18 protein-coding genes are annotated in these 26353 nt (G+C 74.5%); 14 read left to right on the top strand and 4 right to left on the bottom strand.

Features of this window, described 5'->3' with window-relative positions; all coding sequences use genetic code 11:
• The first annotated feature begins 95 nt into the window (after window positions 1–95).
• Both FB455_RS15760 and FB455_RS15755 read left to right on the top strand, forming a co-directional pair.
• Window positions 96–1052 (top strand): hypothetical protein, encoded by a 957-nt coding sequence (locus FB455_RS15760; RefSeq protein ID WP_145753836.1) that lies wholly within the window; start codon window positions 96–98, stop codon window positions 1050–1052.
• Window positions 1049–1948 (top strand): GlcNAc-transferase family protein, encoded by a 900-nt coding sequence (locus FB455_RS15755; RefSeq protein ID WP_145753834.1) that lies wholly within the window; start codon window positions 1049–1051, stop codon window positions 1946–1948. The genes FB455_RS15760 and FB455_RS15755 overlap by 4 nt, the downstream gene beginning before the upstream one ends.
• On the opposite strand, the gene FB455_RS15750 is transcribed toward FB455_RS15755, so the two are convergent.
• Window positions 1949–3946, bottom strand: a complete 1998-nt coding sequence (locus FB455_RS15750) for a S8 family serine peptidase (protein ID WP_145753832.1) — start codon at window positions 3944–3946, stop codon at window positions 1949–1951.
• 999 nt (window positions 3947–4945) lie between these two features.
• On the opposite strand from FB455_RS15750, the gene FB455_RS15745 reads away from it, so the two are divergent.
• From FB455_RS15745 to FB455_RS15690, 12 genes are read left to right on the top strand one after another with little or no spacing between them, the layout of a single operon-like run.
• Complete coding sequence (locus FB455_RS15745) at window positions 4946–5221, top strand: acyl carrier protein (RefSeq protein WP_013476329.1); 276 nt, start codon at window positions 4946–4948, stop codon at window positions 5219–5221.
• A gap of 3 nt (window positions 5222–5224) precedes the next feature.
• Window positions 5225–6100 (top strand): hypothetical protein, encoded by an 876-nt coding sequence (locus FB455_RS15740; protein ID WP_013287001.1) that lies wholly within the window; start codon window positions 5225–5227, stop codon window positions 6098–6100.
• Window positions 6097–6783 (top strand): hypothetical protein, encoded by a 687-nt coding sequence (locus FB455_RS15735; protein WP_145753830.1) that lies wholly within the window; start codon window positions 6097–6099, stop codon window positions 6781–6783. The genes FB455_RS15740 and FB455_RS15735 overlap by 4 nt, the downstream gene beginning before the upstream one ends.
• Window positions 6771–7862: an acyl-CoA dehydrogenase family protein gene (locus FB455_RS15730; RefSeq protein WP_145753828.1), complete on the top strand. Its 1092-nt coding sequence runs from the start codon at window positions 6771–6773 to the stop codon at window positions 7860–7862. The genes FB455_RS15735 and FB455_RS15730 overlap by 13 nt, the downstream gene beginning before the upstream one ends.
• Window positions 7859–9220, top strand: coding sequence for an MATE family efflux transporter (locus FB455_RS15725; protein WP_145753826.1), 1362 nt, complete (start codon window positions 7859–7861; stop codon window positions 9218–9220). Before FB455_RS15730 ends, FB455_RS15725 begins: the two co-directional genes overlap by 4 nt.
• A gap of 10 nt (window positions 9221–9230) precedes the next feature.
• Window positions 9231–10769, top strand: a complete 1539-nt coding sequence (locus FB455_RS15720; RefSeq protein WP_114920712.1) for a class I adenylate-forming enzyme family protein — start codon at window positions 9231–9233, stop codon at window positions 10767–10769.
• Window positions 10763–11704 carry a ketoacyl-ACP synthase III family protein gene (locus tag FB455_RS15715; RefSeq protein WP_013287006.1) on the top strand — a complete coding sequence of 314 codons (942 nt, stop codon included), beginning with the start codon at window positions 10763–10765 and terminating at the stop codon, window positions 11702–11704. Before FB455_RS15720 ends, FB455_RS15715 begins: the two co-directional genes overlap by 7 nt.
• A complete protein-coding gene (locus tag FB455_RS15710; RefSeq protein ID WP_145753824.1) occupies window positions 11701–13206 on the top strand; it encodes an AMP-binding protein in 1506 nt (501 codons plus the stop codon). The genes FB455_RS15715 and FB455_RS15710 overlap by 4 nt, the downstream gene beginning before the upstream one ends.
• On the top strand, window positions 13203–14180 hold the full coding sequence (locus FB455_RS15705) for a transglutaminase domain-containing protein (protein WP_071094428.1): 978 nt from the start codon (window positions 13203–13205) through the stop codon (window positions 14178–14180). Before FB455_RS15710 ends, FB455_RS15705 begins: the two co-directional genes overlap by 4 nt.
• Complete coding sequence (locus FB455_RS15700) at window positions 14167–15093, top strand: 3-oxoacyl-[acyl-carrier-protein] synthase III C-terminal domain-containing protein (protein ID WP_013476321.1); 927 nt, start codon at window positions 14167–14169, stop codon at window positions 15091–15093. Before FB455_RS15705 ends, FB455_RS15700 begins: the two co-directional genes overlap by 14 nt.
• Window positions 15094–15110: 17 nt before the next feature.
• Window positions 15111–16352 (top strand): ATP-grasp domain-containing protein, encoded by a 1242-nt coding sequence (locus FB455_RS15695; RefSeq protein WP_091326875.1) that lies wholly within the window; start codon window positions 15111–15113, stop codon window positions 16350–16352.
• Window positions 16352–17506, top strand: a complete 1155-nt coding sequence (locus FB455_RS15690; RefSeq protein WP_145753822.1) for a pyridoxal-dependent decarboxylase, exosortase A system-associated — start codon at window positions 16352–16354, stop codon at window positions 17504–17506. Before FB455_RS15695 ends, FB455_RS15690 begins: the two co-directional genes overlap by 1 nt.
• A 127-nt stretch (window positions 17507–17633) precedes the next feature.
• Here the strand turns inward: FB455_RS15690 and FB455_RS15685 are convergent, their stop codons facing one another.
• The 3 genes from FB455_RS15685 to mhpA all read right to left on the bottom strand — a co-directional run bounded on the left by FB455_RS15685 (window position 17634) and on the right by mhpA (window position 26228).
• Complete coding sequence (locus tag FB455_RS15685; protein ID WP_145753820.1) at window positions 17634–19667, bottom strand: hypothetical protein; 2034 nt, start codon at window positions 19665–19667, stop codon at window positions 17634–17636.
• A 163-nt stretch (window positions 19668–19830) separates the two neighbouring features.
• Complete coding sequence (locus FB455_RS15680) at window positions 19831–24087, bottom strand: FG-GAP-like repeat-containing protein (protein ID WP_145753817.1); 4257 nt, start codon at window positions 24085–24087, stop codon at window positions 19831–19833.
• Window positions 24088–24503: 416 nt separating this feature from the next.
• Entirely contained in the window at window positions 24504–26228 is a 1725-nt protein-coding gene (mhpA, locus tag FB455_RS15675) for a bifunctional 3-(3-hydroxy-phenyl)propionate/3-hydroxycinnamic acid hydroxylase MhpA (protein WP_486481538.1), read from the bottom strand.
• Window positions 26229–26353 lie beyond the last annotated feature (125 nt).

Genomic DNA, 26353 nt, shown 5'->3' with positions numbered 1-26353 from the left:
CTTCGGGCACGAGCCCCGGCGCTGCGCGGCGCTCCCGTCGGCCGCCGTGGTCGAATGCGCCGACGCCCGCCGACGAGGACGCGAGGAGGCCGGGAATGACGGACCAGGACGAGCTGCACACCGCGCTGCTGCACCTCGGTGGCCGGGTGCCGGACGCGATGCTCGCCGAGGCGCGGCTGCGGCTCGCCGACACCGGCACGGTGTCTCTCCCGGAGCCGCCCGGACCGGTCGACCTGCCGTTCACGTTCGCGTCGGCCGTACCGAATCCGCGTGTCTTCGGTGGCCGGGTGCCGCCACTGGCCGACCTCACCGGCCGCGACGGCCTGATGGACGACACCGACCGGGTCGCGGTCGCCGCGGCCCGGCAGCAGCCCGGCGCGGTGGCGCTGTGGCGCGGATGGCGGATCGCCCCGGAGTGGGCGGCCTCGGTGATCCCGCCCGCGCCGGTCTACGTGCTGGAGACGAACGGGCCGCAGGCGGTGACGGCGGCGACAGTGATGCGGGCACTCGCCGGGGCCGGGATCTCGGCCCCGCTGGTCGAGGTGTACCGCCCCGGCGACAAGCTGCCGCCGTACGCGGCCGCGGCCCGCCGGTCCGGCGCGCTGCTCTGGGCCGGCCGGGACACCGAGCCGCTGCGGATCGCCCGCGTCTTCGACGAGGTGGACGACGACGGTGCTCGCTTCGCGCCGGACCGGGAGCGGCTGTCCGGCACCGACCTCGAACGGGCGGCGGCGTACCTCGACGCGGGCACGCCGGTGCTCGCCACCACCGCGCGCGGGCCCGACGTGGTGGAGCCCGGACGCGGCCGGGTCGTGCCGATGACCTACCGCACCGACGGACGCTGGCTCTGGCCCGAGTCCGTCGCCTACTACCTCCAGGCGTACGGGCTGGCACCGGAGCCGGACCTCCTGGCCCACATCCGGTCACGTGGTGACCGGCTCCCGGTCACCGACCCCGCCGACGAGCACCGCGCGCTGGCGCTGCTGTTCCAGTCGTACGCCCTCGTCCCGGCGGAGGCGGACGCGGACGCGGACGCGGACGCGGACGCGTGACGATCTTCGTGGCGGTCGCGTCGTACCGGGACCGGGAACTGGTGCCGACGGTGCTGGACTGCCTGGCCAAGGCGGCGCACCCGGAGGACGTCCGCATCGCGGTGTGCTGGCAGCACCTCGGCGACGAGGACATCTCCGCCATCCGGGACCTGCCGCAGGTGGACGTGCAGGAGTACGACGCCCGGGACAGCCGCGGCGCCTGCTGGGCCCGGGACAAGACGTTCCAGCGGTACCGCGGCGAGGACTGGCTGTTGCAGGTGGACAGCCACACCCGGTTCGCGCCGGGCTGGGACGTGCGGATGATCCGGATGGCGCGGGAGACGGGTGCGGCGAAGCCGGTCCTGACCGCGTACCCGGCGAGCTACGAGCCCGATCAGGAGTTCACCGGCGCGGGCGCGCCCGCCGAGATCGTCGTCAGTGACTGGACGACGTTCGGCGTACCGGTCTTCGGTCAGCGCCTGATCGAGGGGGCCGCGCCCGGCGTACCGCCCAAGCCGGCGCTGTTCCTGGCCGCCGGGTTCCTCTTCGCGCGCGGCTCGTTCGTCGCCGAGGTGCCCTACGACCCGGGCATCTACTTCCACGGCGAGGAGATCACCCTGGCCCTGCGCGCCTACACGTGGGGCTACGACCTGTTCCACCCCACCGAGGTGCTGACCTGGCACTACTACATCCGGCAGGACCGGCCGCGGCACTGGAGCGACCACGTCGAGCAGGACTGGTCCCGCTACGAGGAGCTGAGCCGTCGCCGGGTGCTCTACATGCTGCACACCCCGCCGGTCGACCGGCTCGGCATCGGGCCGGTACGCACCCTGGAGCAGTTCGTGGCGCACACCGGCTGCAACTTCACCCGGCGCACCTGGACCGACATGCTGGCCCAGGAACTCGTGCTGCTCTGATCAGCTGCCCCGCGCCGGCTCCCCGGCGCCGCTCGACCAGCGGGCCTCGGCGATGGCGGTGGCGAGCCGGTCCAGTTCCGGATGCTGCTGCGCATACGACGTGACGTGTTCGGCCAGCTCGTGCTGGGACTGCCACCGGACCTTCCCGGCGCGCACCAGCGCCCGGTCCAGCGCGAGCGGGTCGCCGCGCAGGTGACGCCGGACGTCGACCAGGACGCCGGTGAGCGACTGCTCCTGCTCGTCGGTGCCGGGCAGCGCCGTCACCATCGCCGGCAGCGCTGCCACCGTCTCGTCGTCCATGCCCGGCACCAGGCCGATGAGCGCCTTCTCGCGCGCCTCCGGCCGGGTCTCCGCCAGATACGCCATGCCCGCCTCGTCGGCGGCCAGGTGCCGCAGCGCGGGGTCGCGGCTCAGCTCCGCGACCGCCGCCGTCACGTCCGGGGCGGCGACGGCCGGATCGGTCGGGGGCGGGGCGGCGACGGCCGGATCGGTCCGCGTCGCGGCGGCGTCCGCCGTGACGGTGGGGACGGACGGGGCTGCCGTCCCGGTCCCGGCGGGTGCCGCCTCCGGCCGCCCGGCGCCCGTCCGCGCCGACCTGCGGGCGCGCAGGCCCAGCAGGAGGGCGGCGAGCGCCGCCGGCCCGGCGAGCGCCAGCAACGCCGCCCGGCGGCCGATCCCGGCGGAGCCGGACGCCTGCGCGGCCGCCTGTGCCCGGGGCGCCTCCTCGGGCAGCACGGCGGTGACGGAGGCGGTCAGGTCGATCTCCGGCGCGACGCCGCCGGTGGTCTTCGCGGTCTTCAGCACCCGGTTGCGGACCTGCGCCGGGTCGAGATCCGGGTACGCCGACCGGATCAGCGCCGCCTGCCCCGCCACGTACGCGACGGCGAGGTGGGTGCCGGCGCCGTTCACCGGTCGCGCGCCGGTGATGCCGAGGCTGGTCACGTCGACGCCGGGTGCGACCACGTCCACGCCGCCGGACCGGTAGCTGTCGGCCGTACCCCCGTCCGGCCCGATCCCGCCGACGCGCAGCACCGCGTCGTTCAGTGGCACGTCCGGGTCCGGTGGCGCCGACTCAGCGGCGGCGCCCACCACGACCACCACGCCGTCGTCGACCGCCTCGTTGACGGCGGACACCACCTCGGCCTGGCCGAGGTCCACCTGCGGCCCGAGCGCGACGACGGAGGCGCCGGAGCCGACCGCCGCCCGGATGCCCGCCACGCTCGCCGCGGTCGAGGCGCCGGGTGTCCGGCTGGCTACCCGGACCGGCATGACCGCCGCGTCCGGCGCGATGCCGGCCACCGCCGACCCCTTCACCGGCTGCGCCACGATCAGCGCGGCCATCGCCGTACCGGTGCCGAGACAGTCGGTGTCACCGCGAGCGCCGCCGGTCGCCCGGTCGACACCCGTCGTCACCCGGCCGGCGAGCGGGGGCAGGCCGCCGGCGACGCCGGAGTCGACGACGGCCACGAGCTGGTCCCGGCCCCGGCTGTGCGGCCACGCCTGGTCGGCGGCGACGCGCGGACCCGCCCACTGTGACCGGGCGCGCGACGTCGCGGCGGTGCGGCACCCCTTCGGCGGGCGGACGGCCGCGTCGCCGTCGGCGGCGGGCTGCCGTCCGGCCGGCGTGGACGCGCCGGGCGCCGGCTTCGCGGCCGGCGGGACGCCCTGGCGGACCTCGCTGCCGTACGCGTCCCACGGCAGCACCAGCACCCAGCCGGCCCGGAGCCGGGAACCGTCGGTGAGGGTGGTGCCGTCCGGCTGGATCCGCCCGGCGTTGAGCGCGAACAGCTCGGCCGCCCGCGCGCCGTCGCCCAGGAACCGCTCCGCGATCTCGGTGAGGTTCTCCGGCTCGCCCTGGTGGGCCGCCTCGACCGTGTAGTACTTGACGTGGTCGCCCTCGGCGCGGGCGGCCGGCGCGAGCGGCGTCAGCGCGAGCACCGCCGACGCGACGACGGCGGCGAGCGCGGCCCGGGCGGCCGCCGGTGCGGTCCGGGTCATCCGCGACCACCTCGGCTGCCGGCGCCGGTCACGGGTGTGGTCCCGGACGTTGCGTGGTGCCGCGAACGCCGGGCGTCCGAACCATCCGTCATCGATCCACTCTTGAACCCGGTCGAGAAGACTGTCCTTACCAGACGGGCAGGCTAGCATCGCGGATCTCCGATGCACGAAGGGCCGCCGGAGGGTCCGGGCGCGGCATCACCGCGACCCGCTTCGGCGGACGCAGGCGAGAGGCGGCCGCCTCGGGTGCCGCGCCGTTGTGGAATTCCCACCGCGACACATTCTCGTAAACGCGTGATGACGCGTGATCGGAAGGCGGTCAATTCGGTTTCCGACAGCCGGACCGAAGAGACCACTCCGAATCATCCTTTCGATGCCGGCGATTCGCCGAGAACTCATCCGCAAGCGGAGTGACAGCCGCCGGACAGCCGCCGGGAAGGACGGTTGGCGAGTTGCGTCACACGGCATCACTGCGGGAAACGACTGTCGGCTACCGGGTAGCGCCACACGCCCTCATGGAGTAATCGCCACGAGCACGCGCCGGCCGGTCGGAGACATCCCGCGACCACCCGTCCGGCCCGGGTGAGCGGCGCCTCCGGCCCGGTCCGACCCGGCAAGGTGGACAGATAGCGCGGATCCGGGTACGGACGGCCAGGTCCGACATCGCCGATCCGGACCGGGTCGGCCGGGAACACCGGAAAGGCGAGCCGGCCGCGTCCGCACGAATCGCCACGGTGCCGCATTTCCGACTGACACGCTCAGTCGTACTGCCGTCACCCGCCGAGTCGGAAAAGCATTGACACCCCCGATCGCGGTTCGGCAAAGTTCCTTCCGCCGACCGCAACCGGAGGACACTTTCCGGCGGCTTATCGCGATCCCCGAAATCCTTTCCGCACCGATCACCATCGCCGGCGGACAACCGTGCGCCCACCCGGGCGATTCCCAGCCCGCTCGCGGGCCGGTTCCGGCCGCCTCCGACCCGAACGAAGGAGCATTTCCGTGCCCATCCAGGAATCCGAGCTCATCGACACCGTCAAGCGCGTGCTCGCCGACGTGACGCACGACGACGCCGTCCTCGACATGGATCTCGACACCCAGCTCCGCGAGGACCTCGGGATCGACTCGATGACGTCGTTGACGTTCCTCATGGCGCTGGAGGACGCGGTCGACGGGTTCTTCGTGGACGCGACGACGCTGGAGGCCGAGCACTTCCAGACCATCGGCAGCATCTACGAGTACGTCCGGACGCAGCTGAGCACCGCGAAGATCGCCTGACCGATGACCGGCCTCTACGTACAGGCGGCGCACCACGCGGTGCTGCCCACCCGCGACGACCGGCACCCACCCCGGCCGCGCTTCGTCGAGTACCAGGCGGACCTGCACCGGATGGCCGGCGTGGTCCTCGACGAGGCCACACTCACCCGGGGCGACCAGTACACCTTCGTCGACCTGGCCGACGCGCTGGCCGACCGCACCGGACCCGGTCTCTTCCGCGACCTCGGTGTGCTCGTCACCAGCTACTGGACGCCGGAGTTCGACCCGGACGTGTCCGCGTTCGGCCCGTACCTGCACCACCGGCACCGCCTCGACTGCACCTCGTTCGACCTGGTCGACCAGGGCAGCATCTCCCCGGCGCTCGCGTTGCTGGTGCTCTGCGACTTCCTGCGGGCCGGTCCGGCGGACCGCGACGGCCTGCTGCTCAGCGTCGAGCAGACCACAGTCCCGGCCCCGGTCGGCGCCCACTTCCCCGGCCCGAGCCGGTCCACCGCCGGGGCGGTGCGGATCGGCCGCCGGCCGGCCGGAACGGAGATCCTGACCGTCACGGCGCTCGGCGAGCCGGCGGTGCTGGGCGACGACGGGGACCTGTCCCGCCTGGTCGCGCGCTGGTGCGCGGAGTACGACGTGGACCCGGCGGAGCTGACCGTGCGGGTCAACCGGGCCACGTTCCTCTACCGGCGGTGGGCCTACGCGTACGGGCCGGACTCCTGGCCGTGCCGGGTCGAGTTCCTGCCGCCGGAGCGCACCTGCACCGGGCTGTTCCGCTGGCTCGGCGCCGAGTCCACCACCCCGGCCGGCGGTTACGTCGCCTACGTCGAGGAGGACGTGGAGAGCCTGTCCGCCGCCGTGGTGCTGACCCGGGCGGTGACGCCGTGACGAACGTGCTGCGACTGCCCACCCGGCCCGCCGGGCCGGCCGCCGACCCGGTCGCCGTCCGGTTCACAGTCGGCGCCGCCGCTGCCCGGGCCCGCGAGACCGGCGCGTTGCCGGCCGGATCCGGCCGGGCCGCCGGGTACGCCGGGCTGGTGCTCGCCGACCGCGACGCGGCGCCGGTGGAGGCGTTCGACCTCACCACGGGCGCCGTCCTCGGGGCGGAACGGCTCACCGTCGTACCCCATGAGCTGCTGACCCGCGCGGGCCTGGTGGTGCTGCGGTACCGGGCGGCCGGCGGACCGGCCGACGCACCGGCCCTGCGGCTGTTCCGGCAGGCCCTCGCCGACGCCGAGCGGGACGCGCTCGGCGAGGCGGTCCGCTGGTGCCGGCGGTTCCTCGCCGGCCGGCGTTCGGCCGGTCAGCGGCTCAGTGCCCACCCGGTGGTGGCCCACCAGATGGCCGGGCTGGTGGCCCGGGCCGCCGCCCTGCGCCAGACCGACGCGGCCGCCGCGCTCGCCGAACCGGCGGGCCGGGCCTGGTGGGTCCGGGAGGTCGACGGGCTGGCCCGCGACCTGATCCGGATGGCCGGCGGCCGGTCCGTCCTCGCCGGGCAGATGGCGCAGATGCGCACCGCCCTGCTCTACGCCAACCGGATCTACCTGGACGGTGCCCCGTGTTCCGACTGAATCCCGACCGCTTCGCCGCCCGTTACGGGCTGGAGTGGCTGGCCGCGGCCACCTGGTACCGCGAGAACTCGCCGGCCGTGCCGGACGATCCCGACCTGGTGCTGCGGCACCTCGACCACCCGGCGGTCGCGCAGAAGATCGAGGCCGAGTTCGCGGCGGACACCCGCCGGCGGGCCGCGATGTTCGAGGCGCTCAGCTACGGCAGCGCGAGTTTCCTGCTCACCACTCCGGGCCCGTCGCTGTCCGGTGTGCTGCTGGACGCGCTGGGCACACCGCGGCAGCGGGCCTGGTTCCGGGAGCTGGTGTCCACCACCCGGTGCCGCACGTTCTTCGCGGTCACCGAGCCCGGACGCGGCTCCGACGCCGCCCACCTGGACACCACGCTGCGCGACGGCCGGCTGACCGGCGAGAAGCTGCTGTTCGGCAACGGGGCGGTGGCGCCCGTCGGCACCGTCCTCGCGCGCACCGGCGACGGTCCGCTGGACCTGGTGGCGGTGCTGATGACGCCAGAGCTGATCGAGTCCGGCGCGGTACGACGACGCGTGCTCCCGATGTTCGCCCTGCCCGGCGCGCAACTGTCCGAGCTGCGCGTCGACGGACTGCGGGTGCCGCCGGAGGCGGTGCTCGGCAGCCACCTGAAGGCCACCGAGCGCGGCATGATGGGCATGCTCAAGACGTTCCACCGCTTCCGGCCCGGGGTGGCGGCGATGGCTCTCGGCCACGCCCAGGCCCTCGTCGACTACGTCCGGGACCACGTCGGCGCCGCCCGCCCGGAGCTGGACCGGTTCGACCAGATGCTGGAGCGGTCGCGCGAGCTGAACGCCGCCGCCGCCCGCGAGGTCGACGAGGAGCCGCTGCGCGGCGCGCTGGTGTCGCTGGCGAAGCAGCGGGCCACAGCGGCGGCCGAGGAGGTGGCCGCGGTCCTCGCCCGGGAGCTGCCGGTGGCGGCGCTCGTCGACCACCCGTGGCTCGCCCGGTCCCTGACCGACGTGGTCGCGTACGAGTTCATGGAGGGCACCACGCCCATCCAGCTCGCCAACGTGCACGCCGGCTATCTGCGCCGGGAGGTGCCGGTATGACAGCCGTCGACCAGTCGCGCCCGGCCGGGGACAGCGCCGCGCCGCCGGTGCTCGGGCCGGTGCTGGCGATCGCGCTGCCGGTGCTGCTCGCGTCGCTGGCGAGCCTGGTGGCGCCGCTGCTGAACACCGCCGTGATCGGCCGGCACGACCCGGCCTACCTGTACCCGCTGGCGCTGGTGCTGCCGATGATCCTGTTGCAGAACTCGGTGAACGAGAGCCTGCGTGTCGCGTCGGTGGCGTTCGCCGCCCAGGCGTCGGGCAGCGGCGACCTCGACACGTACGCGCGGCGGCAGCGGACCGTGCTCGTGCTCGGCGTGGCGGTCAACCTCGGCGTGGCGCTGCTGTTCCTGGTGGCGCACCCGCTCTTCCTCGACCTGTACGCGGTGCCCGCCGGTTCGCGCACCCTGGTGTACGCGTTCGTCCAGCTCAACACGCTCACCGGCGCGGTGCTGGCGGTGAGCGTGGCGCTGATGTCGAGCCTCTACGGGCTGCGGCAGGTACGCGCGGTGACCGTCGGCACGCTGGTGAGCCTCGGCTCCGGGGTGGTGCTCACCGCCGCGCTCGTCGGCTGGCTCGGCGTGTTCGCCCTGCCGGCGGCCACCGCCACCACCGCGACCGCCACAGCGGTCTGGGCGTCCCGCCGCCTGGCCCGCTGCGGGGTGCGGCCCTGGGCCCGGATCGGGCGGCGCGCACCGGTCCGCCGGTCCTGGCGGGAGGTCTGCCGGATCAGCGTGCCGGTGAGCCTGGGCTACCTGCTGCTGTTCGGCAGCGGGCTGGTGCTGACCCGGATCCTCGCCGGCTACTCCCCGCTGACAGTGGCCGGGTACGGCGTGGCGTACCGGGTGCAGAACCTCGTGCTGCTGCCGGCCATCGCACTCGGTGTGGGCGCCGGCATCACCGTCAACCGGCTCGCCGCGCAGCGCCGCGGCGGGCGGGTCGGACCGTCGGTCGTCGCCGCGGTCGGGCTGTCGGCGGCGGTGTTCGCGGTCGTGGCCGCCCTGGTCTGGCTGCTCCGCGGGCCCGGGACCGGGCTGCTCACCGGCGATCCGGCGGTGGCCCGGGCCGCCGCCGACTACCTCGGCCACCTGGCGCCGGCCTATCTGGTCGCCGGTCCGCTGCTCACCCTGTCGATCTTCCTGGAGGAGACCGGGAACGGGGTCCGGGCGCTGGTCGTGAACGCCACGCTCACAGTCGTCCAGCTCGCCCTGGCCGCCGGGCTGGCCCGCGCCGGGCATCCGGTGTCCCACGTCTACCTCGCGCTGGCCGTGGCCCACCTGCCGGCCGTCGGCTTCGTCGTCCACGAGCTGCTCCGCGCCCGCCGCCTCGGTGGGCGGGTCAGCGCCATCCCCACGAGCTGAAGGAAACACGATGCACCGAACCCTGTACGACGTCCTCACCGCCACAGTGGACAGTCATCCCGACAAGCTCGCCCTGATCGCGGGACCGCACCGGCTGACCTACCGCGACCTGGCGGCACGCGTGGCCGGCCTGGCCGGCCGCCTCCAGGCCGACGGCGTGCGCCCCGGCGACCGGGTGGTGATCTGCGCCGGGAACCGGGTCGAGACGGTGACCGCCTTCTGGGCGGCGCTGGCCGCCGGCGGGGTGGCCGTGGTGGTCGGCCACGAGCAGCGGCCCGAGCGGGTACGCCACGTGCTGGCCGACTGCGCCGCCACCGTCCTGCTCGCGCTGGAGCCGATGGCGCGCTCCCTGACCGGCCTGGGCCTGCCGGCGTCGGTCCGGGCGGTGCTGCCGGTCGGCGCCGAGGACACCCTCTTCGCCGGTACGCCGGCACCCGTCGACGTGATCAGCGAGGATCTGGCCGCGCTGGTCTACACGTCCGGCTCCACCGGCGACGCCAAGGGCGTGATGCTCAGCCACGCGAACATGCTGACCGCGCTGGACTCGCTCAACGAGTACCTGCGCAACGGCCCGGAGGACGTGTTCCTCTGCGCCCTGCCGCTCGCCTTCGACTACGGGCTCTACCAGATGATCATGGCGTTCTCGCAGGGCGCGACGCTGGTCCTGGAGCGGGACATGAGCCTGCCGTTGCAGGTCGTCAAGGACATCGCCCGCTACCGCTGCACAGTCGTGCCCGGCGTGCCGGTGCTGTTCGAGCTGGTCGAGCAGTTCAGCCGCTTCGGCATGCCGGACGTGAGCAGCGTCCGCTGCCTGACCAACACCGGCGCCGCGCTGCTGCCCCGGCACATCGCCGCGATCCGCCGGCTGTTCCCCGGCGCGGACATCTACTCGATGTACGGCGTCACCGAGTGCAAGCGCTGCACCTACCTTCCGCCGGAGCTGCTCGACGCCAAGCCGGGCAGCGTCGGGCAGGCCATCCCGAACACCCAGATCCTGGTGGTCGACGAGCAGGACCGGCCCTGCCCGCCGTACCAGGTGGGGCAGCTCGTGGTGCGCGGCGGCACGGTGATGCAGGGCTACTGGGGACTGCCGGACGAGACCGCCCGCAAGATCCGCGAGCACCCGGTACGCGGCGGCCGCTGCCTCTACACCGGCGACTACGGCTACCTCGACGAGGACGGTCACTTCTTCTTCAAGGGCCGGATCGACGAGGTGATCAAGGTCCGGGGACGCAAACTGATCCCCCGCGACGTCGAGGAGGTCCTGCGGTCCGCGCCGGGCGTCGCCGAGGCGAGCGTGGTCTGCACCGCCCTCGACGACGGCGACCACGACATCGCCGCCTTCGTCGCCGCCGACCCGGCCGCCGTCGACGCGTCCGCGCTGCGTGCGGCCTGCCGGTCCGGCCTGGAGACCTGGCAGCGGCCCACCCGCTACGAGGTGCTCGCCACGCTGCCGCGCAACAGCAACGGCAAGGTGGACAAGCCCGAGCTGCTGCGCCGGTACCCGGTGCCCACTGCGGCCCTGGCACCGGCCGGTGCGCCGTGCTGAACCTGACCGCCGTGCAGGCCGTCGTGCCGGACGACCGGCCCAGCCTCTTCGCCCTCGCCGGCCGGTACGACATGCCGCGCGCCGAGCTGGCCGTGTTCCACCGGATCTACGGCCTCGACCGGGTACCGGTGTGGTCCGGCGACACCGCCGCCCTGGTCGAGGAGACGGTGGCGAACCTGCTCAAGGAGTCGGGTGTGGACTCCGGCCGGGTCCGCTGGCTGGTGCACGCCCACACCGGCACCCACCAGGACGTGGTGGGCCGCGCCGGCCTGGCCCGGATCTGCCGCCGGCTCGGGCTGGACCGGGCGCAGTCGTTCGGCATGACCACCAACAACTGCGCGTCGACGGTGTCCGCCATGCGGGTGGTCGACCGGCTGCTGGCCCGGGGTTCGGCCACCGACGTGGCGATCGTGGTGACAGCCGACGTCGCGTTCACCCCGATCATGCAGGTGATCCCGAACAGCTCGGTCACCGGCGACGCCGGGGTCGCCTGCCTGTTCAGCCGCCGCGACGCCGGTCACCGCGTCCTGGCCGCCCGGATCGACACGTACGGCCGGCACGCCGCCTGCCAGTGGCAGGACGAGGCGGCCAACGCCGAGTTCGAGGCCGAGTACCCGGCGCGGCTCGCCGACGTGATGCGCCGCGCGCTCGACGACGCCGGGCTGACCTGGCCGGACATCCGCATGGTGCTGCCGCACAACGTCAACACGTTCTCCTGGAAGCAGGTCGCGGCGCGCGCCGGCATTCCGTTCGAGTCGGTCTACCTGGACCAGGTGCCGCACACGGCGCACTGCTTCGGCGCCGACATCTTCCTCAACCTCGCCGCCGCCGACCGCGCGGGCCTGCTGCGGCCCGGTGACCGGCTGATGCTCGCCACGGTCGGGCTCGGCGCGGTCTTCGCCGCCGTGGTGCTCGAATACGGGAGTCACACATGACCATCGGATACCGCGCCGAGCTGCGCGACCGGCTGCTGGCCGCCGCCCGGCGGCACCCGGAGCGTACGGCGCTCTGGGTCGACGACCGCGCGTACACGTACCGGGAGCTGTTCGCCCGCGCCGACACCCTGGCCGGCCGGCTCGACGAGCGGGACGAGCCGTTCTGCCTGGTGTACTGCGGCCGGAACCTGACCCGGTACGTCGCGATCCTGGCGAGCCTGCTGGCCGGCAAGGCGTTCGTGCCGATGTGCCCCACGTCGCCGCCCGCCTACTGCGAGAAGGTGCTCAAACGGCTCGACGGACAGGTGGTCGCGGTCCTGGACAGCGGCGACCCGGACCAGGACGACCGGCTGCGGACGATGATGGCGCCGCCGGCGCCGGTGCTCGACCACGGCCCCGGGCCGCGGTGGGAGGGCGAGCCCCGGCGGCCGCAGGGCGGCGCGTACCTGATGTTCACCTCCGGCAGCACCGGGGTGCCCAAGGCCGTCCTGGTCACACTGGACAACCTCACCGCGTACCTGGACGGCGCGATCGAGCTGTTCGGCCCGACCTGCGAGGACCGGTTCGCCCAGGTCAACAACTTCACGTTCGACCTGTCGGTGCACGACATCGCGCTGCCGTGGACCGTCGGCGCGGCCGTGTACGCGCTGCCCGACCAGGCCGTCTACAAGCTCCCCGCGCTGGTACGGGAGCACGCGCTGACGTTCTGGCTGTCCGTGCCCACCACCGGCGTCAGCCTGCTCGACCTCGGCCTGCTCCGGCCCGGCGCGCTGCCCAGCCTGCGCCGGACGCTGTTCTGCGGGGAACCGCTGCCCCGGCGGCTCGCGCAGGCGTGGCACGCCGCCAACCCGGACGGGGAGCTGTTCAACGTGTACGGGCCGACCGAGTGCACGATCGCGGTGACCTCCTTCGGCTGGCGGCCGGACCAGGACCTGCCGGACGTCGTGCCGATCGGATGGCCGTACCCCCGGCAGGAGGTCCGCGTCGTCGGCGCCGACCTGGCCGGGGTGGCCGCCGGGCAGACCGGCGAGTTGCTGCTGCGTGGCAGCCAGCTCGTCCCGGGCTACCACGGCGACCCGGAGCAGACCGCGGCCCGGTTCGTCGAGCTGCCGGACGCGCCCGGACGCTGGTACCGCACCGGCGACCTGGTCGCCCACGACCCGCGCTGGGGGCTGGTGTTCAAGGGCCGCCGCGACGACCAGATGCAGGTCCGCGGGCACCGGGTGGAACGGCTCGAGGTGGAGACCCTGCTGCGGCAGGTGCTCGGCACCGAGGCCGTGGCGGTGGTCGGCTGGCCGGTGGCGCCGGGCGGCCTCGTCCAGGGGCTCGTCGCGTTCGTCGCGGACACCGCGACGCCGGTGCCCGAGATGCGCCGCCGGATCAGCCGGGAACTGCCCGAACACCTGTGGCCGAGCCGCATCCACGTCGGCCCGCTGCCGCAGAACCGCAGCCTCAAGGTGGACTACCCGCAGCTGCGGCGCCGGCTCGAGGAGGAATCGTGACCGCCGCCGTGCGGACACCGGCCGCCGGGCTGGACCGGATGCTCGCCACCTACCGCCGGCACACCCCGATGACCGAACCCGGACCGCACGCCGAGGCGCTGCGCCGGCTGCCGGCCGACGTGCCGGCCCTCGTGGAGGTCATCGGCGGGCTCTTCGCCCACTACGAGCTGGACCCGCCCGCGGCCGGCTGGAAGCCCGGACCGGACCGGCTCGCCGAGGTCGACCTGCGCACCACCCGGCGGATGCTCGACCGGGTGCTCGCCCTCGACCCGGCGCCGCTGACCCGGGCCCGGCCGCTGCACCGCCGCTGGCTGGGCGTCTGCCGGGACGCGAGCCTGCTGCTCTGCGCCGTGCTGCGGGAGCAGGGGGTGCCGGCCCGGCTGCGGTACGGCACCGCCCACCACCTGTACGTGCCCTACCGGCCGATGCACGACCACGTGGTGGTCGAGTACTGGTCGGCCGGCGAGGGCCGGTGGCGGTACGCCGACGGCCGGATGTACCGGACCGCCCGGGACACCTTCCAACTGCCCGACCACTACCGGGACGACGTACCGGAGTCGGTGTTCCTCACCGGCGCCCGCGCCTGGCGCCGGGCCCAGGAGGGCGAGCGTGCGGCGCTGCGCCTCAGCGGCCTGATGCTGAACGCCGACGCCGGCCGCTGGCAGGCCCGCAACCTGTTCCTGTACGACCTGGCCGCCCTCGCCGGCTGGGAACCGCTGATGTGGGACGCCTGGGGCTACATCCGCCGGGCCCGCCCGCAGTCCCGCCCGCGCGGGTTCCTCCAGTACCGCAAGCTCGGCCGGCTCGCCGCGCTCGACGACCGCGATCCGGAGCAGTGGCGCGAGCTGCTGCGCCGCTACCGGGCCACCCGCCTGGTCCGGGTGCCGGCCCGGGTGCTGTCGTGCAGCCCGGTCAACGGCCGCCGCGTCGTCGCCGCGCCGCCCGCCCGGAGGACACCCGATGATCGCGATTGACGCGGTGGTACGCGTGGAACCGGAACGACGGCTGTCGGTCACCGACGACCACGCGCTGCTCGGCCTCACCTCGGCCCGCGCCCGGGTGTACGGCCGGCTCTACGGCTACGACCGGATCCCGGTGGCCGCCGCCGGGCAGGAGTTCCCGATGCTGCTGGACGCCGTCCGGCGGCTGCTCGACGAGGCGCGCGTGACACCGGACCGCGTGGCGGTGGTGGTGCACGCGCACACCGGCCCGTACATCGGACCGGTGGGCGCCGGCCTGCCCCGGCTGGTCGCCCGGCAGCTCGGCGGCGACGCGCTGTGCTTCGGCACCCAGTCCAACAAGTGCGTCTCCAGCATCAGCGCGCTGGACCTGATGGACCGGCTGCTCGCGGGGCGGCCCGGCGACGCCGTCGGCGTCCTGCTGATCGGCGAGACCGCCGACAGCCCGGATCTGCGGGTGCTGGACACCGGCATCGCCGGGGACGTGGCGTGCGCGGTGCTGCTGCGCCGGAACGGGCCCCGCGACCGGGTGCTCGCCCACGCGGTCGCCACGCACGGCCAGTACGCCGGCGGCATCTACACCGAGCCCGGCGCGCCGAGCCGCCAGGAGTACGAACGCCGCTTCCAGGAGCATCTCGGCGACGTGGTCGACCGGACGCTGCGGCGGGCCGGACGCCGTCCCGACGAGCTGACAGTCCTGTTGCCGCACAACGTCAACGTCAACGTGTGGCGGGCGGCGGCCGGTGTGATCGGCGTACCGGCCGATCGGATCGTGCTCGACAACGTGCCCCGGTACGGCCACTGCTTCGGCGCCGACATCTTCCTGAACCTGGACACCGTCCGGCCCCGGCTGCGCCCGGGTGACCTGGCCCTGATGGCGTCCGTCGGGGTCGGCGGCACGTTCGGCGCCGTCCTGCTCGAACACTGACCCGCGAGGAGAGTCGCGTGAAGAAGCTGTACGTCATCCTCATCAACGACAACGTGATCCGATCCGGCCTGGCCGACCTGGGCCGGCTCGCGGACGCGGAACTCTGGCTGGTCTCCAGCCCGCACTACGCGCGCCGGCTCACCGACGAGCAGCGCGCCGCGTACGCCCGGATCGTCGTGCCCGACGACATGGAGACGACCGACCTGGTGGCGTTGCTGGACCGGGAGCTGCCCCGCCCCCGGCCGGAGCAGCTCCGGTTCCTCACCAACGACGAGTCCTGCGAGCTGATCTGCGCGCGACTCGCCGAGCACCTCGGCACGGCCGGCTGGCCGGCCGCGCGCCTGCTGCCGTTCGTGGACAAGATGGCCAGCAAGGCCGCGCTCGCCGGCAGCGGGCTGCGGCTGCCGCGGCACCTGCGCTTCGACCGGGACCGGCACGCCGCCGACCCGCGCGGCTACTGCGAGCGGATCGCCGCGGAGATCGGCTTCCCGATGGTGGTCAAGCCGGTCGACAGGTACGCCAGCATGGACGTGCGGCGGCTGGACGGGCCGGCGGCGTTGCGCGCCTGGGCGAGCTGGGCGTCCTCGCCGAAGGACCGCAACAGCTACGAGGTGGACGAGTTCGTCTCCGGCACGCTCTACAACTTCGACGCGCTGGTGCAGGACGGCCGGGTGGTGTGGAGCAACGTGTGCGCCAACCTCAACCCCTGCATGGAGTTCGCCGCCGGACGGTCGCTCGGCGTGTGGACGCTGCCCGCCGACGACCCGACGGCCGTGCGGGTGTCCGGGTTCGGCCACCGGGCGCTCGCCGCGCTGCGGCCACCGGACGGCGGCGTACACATGGAGGTGTTCGGCACGCCCGACGGCGAGCTGGTCTTCCTGGAGGTCGCGGCCCGGCCGCCCGGCGGCGAGATGCGCGCCGTCTACCTGCGCACCCACGGCGTCGACATCGACCTCGCGCACTACCTGCTGCGGGCCGGCGAGCCGTACGACGTGCGGGCCCGGCCGACCGGCGAGCTGGGGGCCTGGGTGATCACCCCTCGTCACGCCGGCCGGGTCAGCGCCGTCGACCTGCCCGCGCTGCGCAGCGAGCACACCGTGCAGGTGCACGTGTCGGTCGGCGAGACCGTCGCGCGCGCCAGCGCGCACATCGTCGAGCCGCCCTCCGCCGTGTTCATGGTCTACGGCGCCGACCGGGCCGCCTTCGGCCACGACATGGACCTGCTGCGTGACCTCACCCTCTACCGCGTGGAGCCCTGATGGACCTGAACCTCGCCGCCGACATCGCCGGCCGCACCCCCTTCTACCTGTACGACTTCGCCGCCGTCCGCCACCGGGTCGCCGAGCTGCGGGCGGCCCTGCCCGACGGTGTGCTGCTGCACTACGCGATCAAGGCCAACCCGATGCCGGCCCTGGTGCAGCGCCTCGCGCCGCTCGTCGACGGTCTCGACGTGGCCAGCCACGGTGAGCTGCTGACCGCGCTCGGCACCGCCGTCGACCGGGAGCAGATCAGTTTCGCCGGGCCGGGCAAGCGCGACCCGGAGCTGGCCGCCGCGATCGCCGCCGGCGTGGTGGTCAACGTCGAGTCCGGCGACGAGCTGGCCCGGCTGCGCCGGATCGAGACGGCGGTCGGGCGGTCCGCCCGGTTCGCGCTGCGGGTCAACCCGGACTTCCAGCTCTCCGGTTCCGGGATGACGATGGGCGGCGGTGCGACCCAGTTCGGCATCGACGCCGAGGCGGTCGGCGAGGTGCTGCGCGGGCCGGGCCGGCGCGGACTGTGCGGGCTGCACATCTTCGCCGGGTCGCAGAACCTGCGCCTGGACGCGCTGACCACAGGGGTCAGCCAGACGTTCGAGCTGGCCGACCGGCTGGTACGCGAGCACCGGCTGGACCTCGCGCACGTCAACATCGGCGGCGGGCTCGGCATCCCGTACTTCCCCCGCGACGAGGCGCTGGACCTGGCCGCGTACGGCCGGCACCTGGCCGTGGAGGTGGAGCGGTGGCGCCGCCGCCACCCGGACACCGCTGTCGTGCTGGAGCTGGGGCGGTACCTGGTCGGCGAGGCGGGCGTCTTCGTCAGCCGGGTGGTGGAGCGCAAGCACTCGCGCGGCGAGACGTTCCTGGTGGTCGACGGCGGCATGCACCACCACCTCGCCGCCTCCGGCAACTTCGGCCAGGTGGTACGCCGCAACTACCCGGTGTCCGCTGTGACCGCGAAGCCGGCCGACGAGCGGGAGACGGTCACAGTGGTCGGACCGCTCTGCACGCCGCTGGACACGCTCGGCCGGCGGGTGGAGCTGCCCCGGTGCGAGGTCGGCGACCTGGTGGTGGTGCACCAGTCCGGGGCGTACGGGCCGACCGCCAGCCCGGTGCACTTCCTCGGCCATCCGGCGCCGGTCGAGGTGCTGCTCTGAGTGGGCACGGCGCTGCGCCGCACCGCGACGGCCGGCACACCCGCCAGAGCGTCCTAGGACATTGGTGTGCCGGCTGCCGCGGGAGGCCGGGCTGTGGGTAGGCGTGTTCAGACCGGCCGGACGCAGCTCACGGGCAGGGTCCGCCCGCGCAGACGTCGATCACCTTGCCGGTGAGCAGGAACACCGCCTTCTGCCGCTGCGCGCCGGGCTGGGCGCGCGGGAACTCGTGCGAGTCCTCGCCGTACTCCGGTCCGGCGGGGGCCAGGTTGGTCGGCGGCGGCGCGTACGCGGCGCCGCTGTTCCAGACCACCATGGCCGAGCCGGCGTACGGGTACCTGCGGATCGGCGCGATGCCCCAGAACGGCCGCACGTCCGGTGACCAGCCGTCGGCCAGCGCCGGAGTGTGCAGGCGGGCGCCGATGGTGCGCGCCTGGACCTCCGCTGCGGCGGTCGAGACCTGCTGGTCGGCGAAGGCCACGTGCATCAGCACCCGGTGCGCCGGGGTACGCGGCAGCGGCCGGCCGGTCATGTGCTGGGCGTACCCGTTGGCCTCGGACCGGTCCCACAGCATCTGGAGCAGACCGAAGATGAGCTGCTGGTCGATCCGGTCCGGGTAGTAGCCGTCCATCACGGACTGGAACGGGGCGAAGTCGACGCTGCGTTGCAGCAGCGTCGAGTAGTTCATCGCGGGCACGCCGAGCACCGAGCGGGTCCAGTCCTGGGCGACGGCGGTGAGCGCGCCGCCGTTGATGCCGCCCTGGCTGTTGCCGTCGTAGTGCAGCCCGCCGGCCACGTCGATCAGCGGCCGCCCGGCGGCGTCGCGGAACGCCGGGTGGGCGGCGAACCCGCTGCGGTGGATCATCGTCCGGCCCAGGAACAGGAAGTTCAGGAAGCTCTGCTGGAGCCGGTCGGCCACCGCGGGAAAGGCGCTGAGGTCGGTGAAGGCGCCCGCCACGTACGGGACGTCGGCGGCGGCCATGCCGATCCAGCTCGTGGCGCAGAAGGTGAAGTCGTACGTCTGCGACATGGTCTTGACGTTGCCGGCGTTGACCTCGGTCGGCCGGCCGAGCAGGCCGTGGCCGTAGAGCGAGAGGTGGGCCGGCTTCGCGGCGGACGCGCTGCGCGGGATGTTGCAGACGAAGTCGGCCGCCACCGTCGTGCCGGACGGTGTGGGCAGCGCGTCCGGCGCCGGCGGGGTGCCGTCGCCGCCGGGCGGCCCGTAATGCAGCCGGGAGCCCGGTCCGCCGTCACCGGTCAGGTAGGACGGTACGGCGACGGTGCCGGTCACCTGCCGGGCGATCAGCGGATCCTGCTCCGGCGTGTAGTCGGTGACCTGGTTGACTGTGAACGAGGGCGCGCGGCGGCCGAGCGCGGCGAACGCGCCGTCCCGGACCGCGAGCATCCGCCCCGTGAGGCCCTGCCGGCTGGCCACCGTGAAGTCCCAGGCCAGGTAGAGGCTGTGCCGCTTGACACCGGCCCGGCTCAGGTCGGCGAGGATCCGCCTCATCTGCGGCGCGCGCGGGTCACGCCGGTCCAGGCCGGCGCCGGTCACGTACGCGCGGAACGCCTTCGGCGCCGGGATCAGCGCGCCGTCGCCGTCGCGCATGCCGCGCAGGCCGACGACGTACCTCGTGCCCTCGGTCAGCGCGACCGCCGGCCGGATGATCAGCGCCTGCCGGTCCGGGTCGCCGGCGGCGTGCGCGTCCAGTTCCGCCCAGTAGGGCGTACGCCTGCCGGTGCGGGCGTCGAGCAGCACGATCGGCGCGTCCGGCGCCAGCGAGCGGCCCACGTCGGTGACCGGCGCGATCCGCGTCCGCTCGGCGTCGAGGCCGGGTACGCGCGCCAGGATCGGCGATCCGGGGCTGAACCCGTCCTGCCGGTTCCACTCCGCCGGGTCGATCGGCACGCCGAGCACGTTGGCGGGCATCGCGGAGGCCGCGAACCGGACCCGCTTGCCGGTCGGGGTGCTGCGGTCCGGGACGGTGAAGTAGTCGTTGGGGAACGGCAGCAGGCAGGCCGCCGGGTCGATCGGGTCGCAGGACCGCTGCCCGGCCGGTGCGGGAGGCGCGGACGGCGCCGCGGCGGCGCCGGAACCGAGCAGCACGGCCGATGCGGTCACCAACGCGGACACGGCGAGACGGAGCCGTCTGGGGGTGGGCACGCGTGTCTCCTTCGACAGCGGACGGTGGTGTTCTTCCTACGCCCGTGACCGGATCCCGGCAAGGCCCACCATGGACAGGGCCGCGAAGCACTACGTGGTGCGACGGGCGCGGCCTCCCGCCGTCCGCCTCTTCCCAGCGGCGGACGGCGGGAGGGACACCGGGCTAGCCGACGACCACGACGCGGCCCTGGTTCAGCGGTTGCAGGTGCGCCGGGTCGAGATCGTCCGGTGCGCCCCGGCCGCTGTCGTAGACGACGCGCCCTCCGTCGCTCTCCCAGATCCTGATCCGGAACCGGTCCACGTCACGTCCGTCCGGGGCGTCGGCGACAGTGAGCTGGTACGCGTACCCCGGCCGGCCGTTCACCGTGCCCTCACCCTGGTACCGGCCCACCGGCCCGGCGACGGTCAGACGCTCGTGTGTCGTACCGGCGAACGTGAACTCGCGTCCCGGCAGCCGGAAGGTGGTCGCGCCGAACGGCGTGGGTGAACCCTTCACCAGGCCCGCGACGAAGGCGAACTCCCCCGGCCCGGTGGCGGCCACGTCGGCGCTGAGCGCGCCCGCCGGTGAGACGATCGCGCCGGCGCCGGCCACCGTCACGTCCGACGGGTCGTAGACCACGATCCGTACCGTCTGCTGCCCGGTTCCGCCGTCGTCGCCGGTCACCGTGAGGCGCGCGACGTGCACGCCGGGCCGGAGATCGCCGGTGGCGACGCAACCGCCCTCGTTGCGGTCCTCGCTGACCGCACCGGGCGTGGCCGGGGCCGGACCCCCGCCGTCCCAGTCGACCGCGCAGCGGTGGGTGTCCGGCACGCCCGGGTCGGTGAACGTGGCCCGCACGGTGACCGGACCGGCCACCCGCAACTCCTCGTCCAGTGCGATCGGGCTCACCTCGATCGGCCGGTTCGCCACGGTGACTGTCACCGTGTCGGTGGCGGTGCCGTGGCGGGCGTCGGTGGCGGTCAGTTCCAGCCGGTACGTGCCGGCCCGGTCGGCGCGGAACGACGGCGTGCGGGCCGGACCCTCCAGCCGCAGGCCGCCGCCGAGGCCGCCACCCTCCGGCTGGGCGAGCACCGTCCAGGACAGGGTCACCGGATCGCCGTCCGGGTCGGTGGTCCGGGTCGCGTCGAGGGTGACGGTGTCGCCCTCGACGGCGGTCCGGTCCGGCCCGGCGTCGGCTGTGGGCGGGCCACCGGCCGGCAGGACCCGGCCCACAGTCACCTCGGTACGCGCGGTGGCCCGCAGGCCGTCGGCGTCGGTGGCGGTGACCGTGAGGACGTGCCGTCCCTCGCTGAGCTGCCCCGGCGTACGGGTGGCGCCGGTGCCGAGGTCACCGTCGCGGTCGGAGGTCCAGCGCACCGCCGCCCCGTCCAGGTCGCCCTGTTCCGGGTCGGTGACGGACGCGGCGAGCGTGACCGTCTGCCCGGTGGCGAAGAACGTGCCGCCCATCGGAGCGGTGATCCGTACCGCCGGGTTCTTGCCGGCGACAGTGAGCGGACCGCTCGTCGCGTCGGCGGTGTGCACACCGTCGGTGACCCGCACCCGCAGCCGGCCGGTGGCCGCGCCGCCGGTGCCCGCGAGCTGCGCGGCGTCCAGCGTGTACGACGTCCCGGTGAGCCCGGTGGCCAGCACCCGCCAGTCGTCGGCGCCGTCCGGGCTGTACAGGACGCTCGCGGTGACCGGGCCGCCGTCGGCGTCGCCGGAGCTCCAGCCCACAGTGACCGGCCCGGTGGCCGGCACCGACGCGGGCGGCGCCTCGCCCGCCAGCGCCACGACGGGCGGGTTCGCCGACACCGGGAGGGTGGCGAGGTCCCGCCCGGCGCGGGTGTCCACGAGCGTCACCCGGCGGGTGCCGGGAGCGAAGTCGACGACCTCGTGGAAGGGACGAGTCGCGGCGTGCTCGGTGGCCGCCGGGGTGAACGGGTGCTCGGCGAGCGTCGCCCCGGCGGCGTCGAGCAGCCGCAGCGCGTACGGGCCGGGCGTGGTGGCCGGACGCTGGGTGGTGCGGGTCAGGCGCTGCCCGGTGAGGGTGGCGGTGCCGTCGCCGACGGCGCCGGACAGCGCCAGCAGGTCACCCGTCGCGCCCTGCTGGGCGGGCGGGTTCTGGACGCGGTTGCGCCACAGCCGCCACAGGTCGTCGGAGACCCAGGTGTTGCGGCAGTAGCTCATCAGGTCGGCGACCGGCGGGCTGGTGTCCGGCGCCCAGACGATCCGGCGCGGAGCGCCGACCGAGGCGTCACCGATGTCGTAGCCGGCGAAGCCGGGATTCGCCGGGTCCGGCCCGCCGATGGTGCCGCGCGGGTACGGGTAGGACCGGGGCCCGGTCTCGTCGCCGGGATTGTCCGTGCACTCCACGTGCCCGGCGCCGAGCAGGTGCCCCAGCTCGTGCAGGATGGTCGTGGGGTTGTGCGCTCCGCCGACCGCCACCCATCCGGGGATGTTCTCGGCGATGCCGCCCATCCGGTCCCGGTTCACCATGACCAGGTGGTAGACGCCGGGCTCCCGCGTCCCTGCCGTCGCCTGCCGGTAGCGGTCGAGCACCGAACGCGCGTCCTGCGCGTCGAGGAAGAAGCTGTCGTCACCGATCCAGAAGAACGGGTGGTCGTCGCGGTAGTCGGCGCGGGTGACCTCCAGCCGGCTCGTCGGCAGCGTGCGCCGCAGCAGCGACTCGGCCCGGTCCAGGTCGGACTCGGGAGGCAGCACTGTCTGTCCGTCGCGCTGGTAGCCGAACCGGATCAGCTTGACGCGTACCGGTTGGGACGCCTGGAAGCGCACCGTGCGCTCGGTCACGTTGTCCAGGTGGTCGGGCTCGGTGACCCGGCGGTCCGGGTTGATCTCGACCCGCAGCCTGATCTGGCCCTCGCTCGTCCACTGGGTGGGCAGCTCGAACAGGAACCCGCCGCCCAGTTGTCCGCGTCGCACCGTCCGGTCGGGCACCAGCAGGCGGCCCGGGTTCGCCGGGGCGAGCGGCGGGCCGAGCGACGTGCCGTCGGCCCGGAACCCGTGCAGGGCCGCGGTCACCGCGGGCGTCTGCGCGTCGGTGCCGACGTACGCCCGGACGACGGTGCGGCGGTCGGCGACCAGGTCGACGGAGTTGCCCAGGTCCTGGATGACCTGGGTGACCTCCAGCCCGCCGGCGGTCAGGTTCGGTCCGGGCGCGGTGCAGGTGTTCAGGTAGACGCGCAGGGTGTTGTCGACCTCGTCCAGGACGGCCACGTCGAGGGACTGGTTGTTGTCGAACCGCCCCACGGCCGCCTGCACCGGCTGGCTGCCCGCCGCGAGGACGGCCGGGGTGCCGAACGTGCCGTCGCCACGGCCCGGGAAGACGTAGACCGCCCGGCTGGCGTAGCCGACCACCACCAGGTCCGGACGGCCGTCCCGGTTGACGTCGGCGACGTCCACGTCGTGCGGACCCTCCCGCCCCGGGGTCAGCGGCCCCAGGTCCAGCGACGGCAGCTCCCGGGGCGCCGGCGGGAAGCCGCCGGACGGTGGGTCGCGGTAGTCGCTCCACAACCGGATGCGGTCCTCGCCGGGGATCGCGACGGCCGCGTCGAGCCGCCCGTCGAGGTCGAAGTCGGCGATCGCGGGCTTCCACGCCTCGCCGATCCCTTCGACCCGGGGCGCGGGGCTGTTAGCGCCGTCGCGGATCACCGACACCGTGCCCTGTGTGCGGCTGCTGACCAGGAGATCGGGCACGCCGTTGCCGGTCAGGTCGCCGGCGGCGAGGAAGTCCGGCTGGACGTACGTCGGCTGGTCACCGAGGAGGAACCTCTGGTCGAAGCTGCCGCCGTTGAGGTTGCGGAACACCCGCACCCGGTCGTCGTCCCGGTCGGTCCGGTCCTCCGGGTCGAGGGCCGCCAGGTCGGGCAGCAGATCACGGTCGAAGTCGGCCACCGCGACGTCCGCCACGCTGCGGCCGGCCAGGACGCGCCCTCCCGGCCCGAAGCCCGGGTCTCCACCGGCGGCGCCGAACCAGACACCCACCCCGTCGGTGGTCGCGACGGCGTAGTCCGGTTTGGCGTCCCGGTTGAAGTAGCCGACGGTGACGGCGCGCGGCGTGCCCGGCGCCGGATAGACCTCCGGCGGGGCGCCGGGCCCCACCGACGTTCGGAACGTCCCGTTACCGACGGCGATGAGCTGGTGCACGTCGCCGTCACCGCTCGCCGAGGCGACGAGCAGGTCGTCGAAGCCGTTCTGGTTGGTGTCGACCGCCTCGACGTCACGGGGAGCGGCCACACCGGCGACCGCCGGCATGGCCGTGAACCCGAACGTCTCGCAGCCGGCGACGAGGCCCGCTCCCGGCGGGCCGGCGACCCGGACCGGTGCCGCGGCGCCCGGCACTGTCGCCCCGGGCCCCAGCAGGACCACCGCCAGAGCGGCCGCCACCGCGCCGGTCCACCGGCCTGATCTTCGTGAACGCATCACTGCCACCTTTCCGCGCGCACGACCGTCCGGCGCGAGGCCGGACGGCGGCGCACGATCGTCGTAGGAGAGTGGGAAGTCTCGATCGGGTCGACCGGGAGACGGCCGGCCCGGGCCGGGTGCCGCACGCGGGGCACCGCCGGTCCGGTACGAGTCTCGTCCCCGGGGGACGTCCGGCTACAGGGTCGGCGGTCCAGGGCGGCGCAACGGCGTGCCGGATCTTTCTGCCCGCGCGCAAGACAACCCCCTGCCCGTCCGGCCACATCGGGCGGCCGAGTCGGGAAGACGATTGCGCGCGGCGGTGGACGCCGAGCCGGCTCGGCACCGCCGGCCGGCGGACCGCCACGGCCGGGGCCGCACGTCGGCACGCCGCGACGGCGGGCGTGGGAGATCGGCCCGGCTGCCGACGAGGGCGGTCACGACGACGAGGGCACTGCCGGCGCCGTCGCGAGTCCCGGGCCGGCCGCCCGGTTCCGGCCGCCGTCCGGCGGCGCACCGAGGGCGGCCGACAGGTCCCGTGCGGCCTGCTCGATCCCGCCGGCCGTCGCCAGCGCGAACACGAACCGGTCCGGCCGCAGCACCACCAGGTCGGCGCCGTGCCGCCGCAGCCACCCGCCGAGCACCCCGTCGGCGTCCACGACGTCGATCCGGTCCGGACGGCCGTCCGCGGACGACTCCGGCGGGCCGGCGAGCGGGTCCGGCAGGCCGGCGAGCGGCGTGCCGGACGGGTGGACCGCGACGAACCGCACCGGCAACCCCTGCCACCACGCGCCGGGCGGGTCGTCCACACCGGCGCGACCCAGCACGACGAAGCCGTCGCCGAGCGCCTCGTCGAGCAGGCGCTCACCGGGCGCACCCGGGATGAGGACCCGCGGCTGGGGGAACATGGTCCCGACCACGCCGTCCCGCCGCCCGCCGGTCATCAGGCCCCGCCGGTACGCCGGCACCGGCTTGAACTCGAAGCGCTCCACGAACCGCCGTACCCGGGGAACCGTCTGGACCGCACGCAGCGCGGTGTCACGCAGCCAGGCGGAGATCCGGTTGCGGGCCAGGAAGACGCGTCCCAGCCGGACGCTCGTCTGTGCCATCTCCACCGTGTGCGGGCGCCGCTCGGTCTCGTACGTGTCGAGCACCGCGGGATCGGCGGCACCGGACAGCACCAGCGACAGCTTCCACGACAGGTTCGCCGCGTCGCGCAGGCCGCTGCACAGGCCCTGGCCCATGAACGGGGGCATCTGGTGGGCCGCGTCGCCGAGCAGGAACACCCGTCCCTCCCGCCACCGCTGCGCGACGAGGTGGTGGAAGGTGTAGACGACCGCCCGGGTGACGGCGAACCGGTCCGGGTCGACGTACGGCGAGACGAGCGCGGCGACGGTCTCCGGCCGCTGCACCTCGTCCTCGGTCTCGCCCGGGCGCAGCATGAACTCCATCCGGTAGCTGCCGGCCGCGCCGGGAGAGACGAACGCCGGGCGCCGCCAGTCGCACACGAACGTGGTGTCGGCCACCCGCACGGCGTCGAGCGGCACGTCGCCGGAGACCGCGAGCCACGGCTCGGCGTAGCTCGCCCCGGACAGCGGGATCCGGACGGCGGCGCGGGTGGCGCTGCGGGCGCCGTCGCAGCCGAGCACGTACCGGGCGCGGACCGCCCGCCGCTGCCCGGTGACCACGTCGGACAGGAGCACCGTCACTCCGTCCTCGTCCTGGGTCAGGCCGACCAACTCGGTGCCGAGCGCGAGCCGGACGTGCGGGAAGCGGTCCAGCCCGGCGCGCAGCGTCCGTTCCAGTCGCGGCTGGTCGAAGAAGCGCAGCGGCGCGTGCCCGTACCCGAAGTCCGTCTCGGACAGCTTCATCCGGGCGAAGACCCGGCCCGCGCCGTTGACGTACTCGACCAGCGGCGGCGCGATCGTCTCGTCGCGTACCTCGTCGAGCAGCCCGGCCTGCTGGTAGATGCGCAGCGCCTCGTCGTCACAGGAGAAGGCCCGCGGCTGACCGTGCGGCGTGGCGCTGCGCTCCACGACCAGCGTGGTGACCCCGCGGGCGCCGAGCAGGTTGGCGGTGAGCGCACCCACCGGCCCGCAGCCGACGACGGCGACCTCGACCTCCTGGACCTCCTGGTGAGCCGGCGGCTGAGCTGATCCCATGGTGGTGCCCCTTCGGAACATGGTCCCGGACGGCTCCGGCCGTCCTACCCGACACCGACCAGGGCACCAGCCGGGCGTGGAACGGCTGTGGAAAGTGTGTGGAGGCGGCGTGGAGGCGGGATTCC

The sequence above is a fragment of the Micromonospora sp. CNZ296 genome (genome assembly GCF_007827635.1).
This window is presented reverse-complemented; position numbering and strand designations above follow the sequence as displayed.

Bases quoted from the DNA above. Each gene is read 5' to 3' on its own strand.
- FB455_RS15760 (WP_145753836.1), top strand. From the start codon at position 96: ATGACGGACCAGGACGAGCTGCACACCGCGCTGCTGCACCTCGGTGGC.
- FB455_RS15750 (WP_145753832.1), bottom strand. From the start codon at position 3,946: ATGACCCGGACCGCACCGGCGGCCGCCCGGGCCGCGCTCGCCGCCGTC.
- FB455_RS15740 (WP_013287001.1), top strand. From the start codon at position 5,225: ATGACCGGCCTCTACGTACAGGCGGCGCACCACGCGGTGCTGCCCACC.
- FB455_RS15725 (WP_145753826.1), top strand. From the start codon at position 7,859: ATGACAGCCGTCGACCAGTCGCGCCCGGCCGGGGACAGCGCCGCGCCG.
- FB455_RS15720 (WP_114920712.1), top strand. From the start codon at position 9,231: ATGCACCGAACCCTGTACGACGTCCTCACCGCCACAGTGGACAGTCAT.
- FB455_RS15710 (WP_145753824.1), top strand. From the start codon at position 11,701: ATGACCATCGGATACCGCGCCGAGCTGCGCGACCGGCTGCTGGCCGCC.
- FB455_RS15700 (WP_013476321.1), top strand. From the start codon at position 14,167: ATGATCGCGATTGACGCGGTGGTACGCGTGGAACCGGAACGACGGCTG.
- FB455_RS15690 (WP_145753822.1), top strand. From the start codon at position 16,352: ATGGACCTGAACCTCGCCGCCGACATCGCCGGCCGCACCCCCTTCTAC.
- FB455_RS15680 (WP_145753817.1), bottom strand. From the start codon at position 24,087: ATGCGTTCACGAAGATCAGGCCGGTGGACCGGCGCGGTGGCGGCCGCT.
- mhpA (WP_486481538.1), bottom strand. From the start codon at position 26,228: ATGGGATCAGCTCAGCCGCCGGCTCACCAGGAGGTCCAGGAGGTCGAG.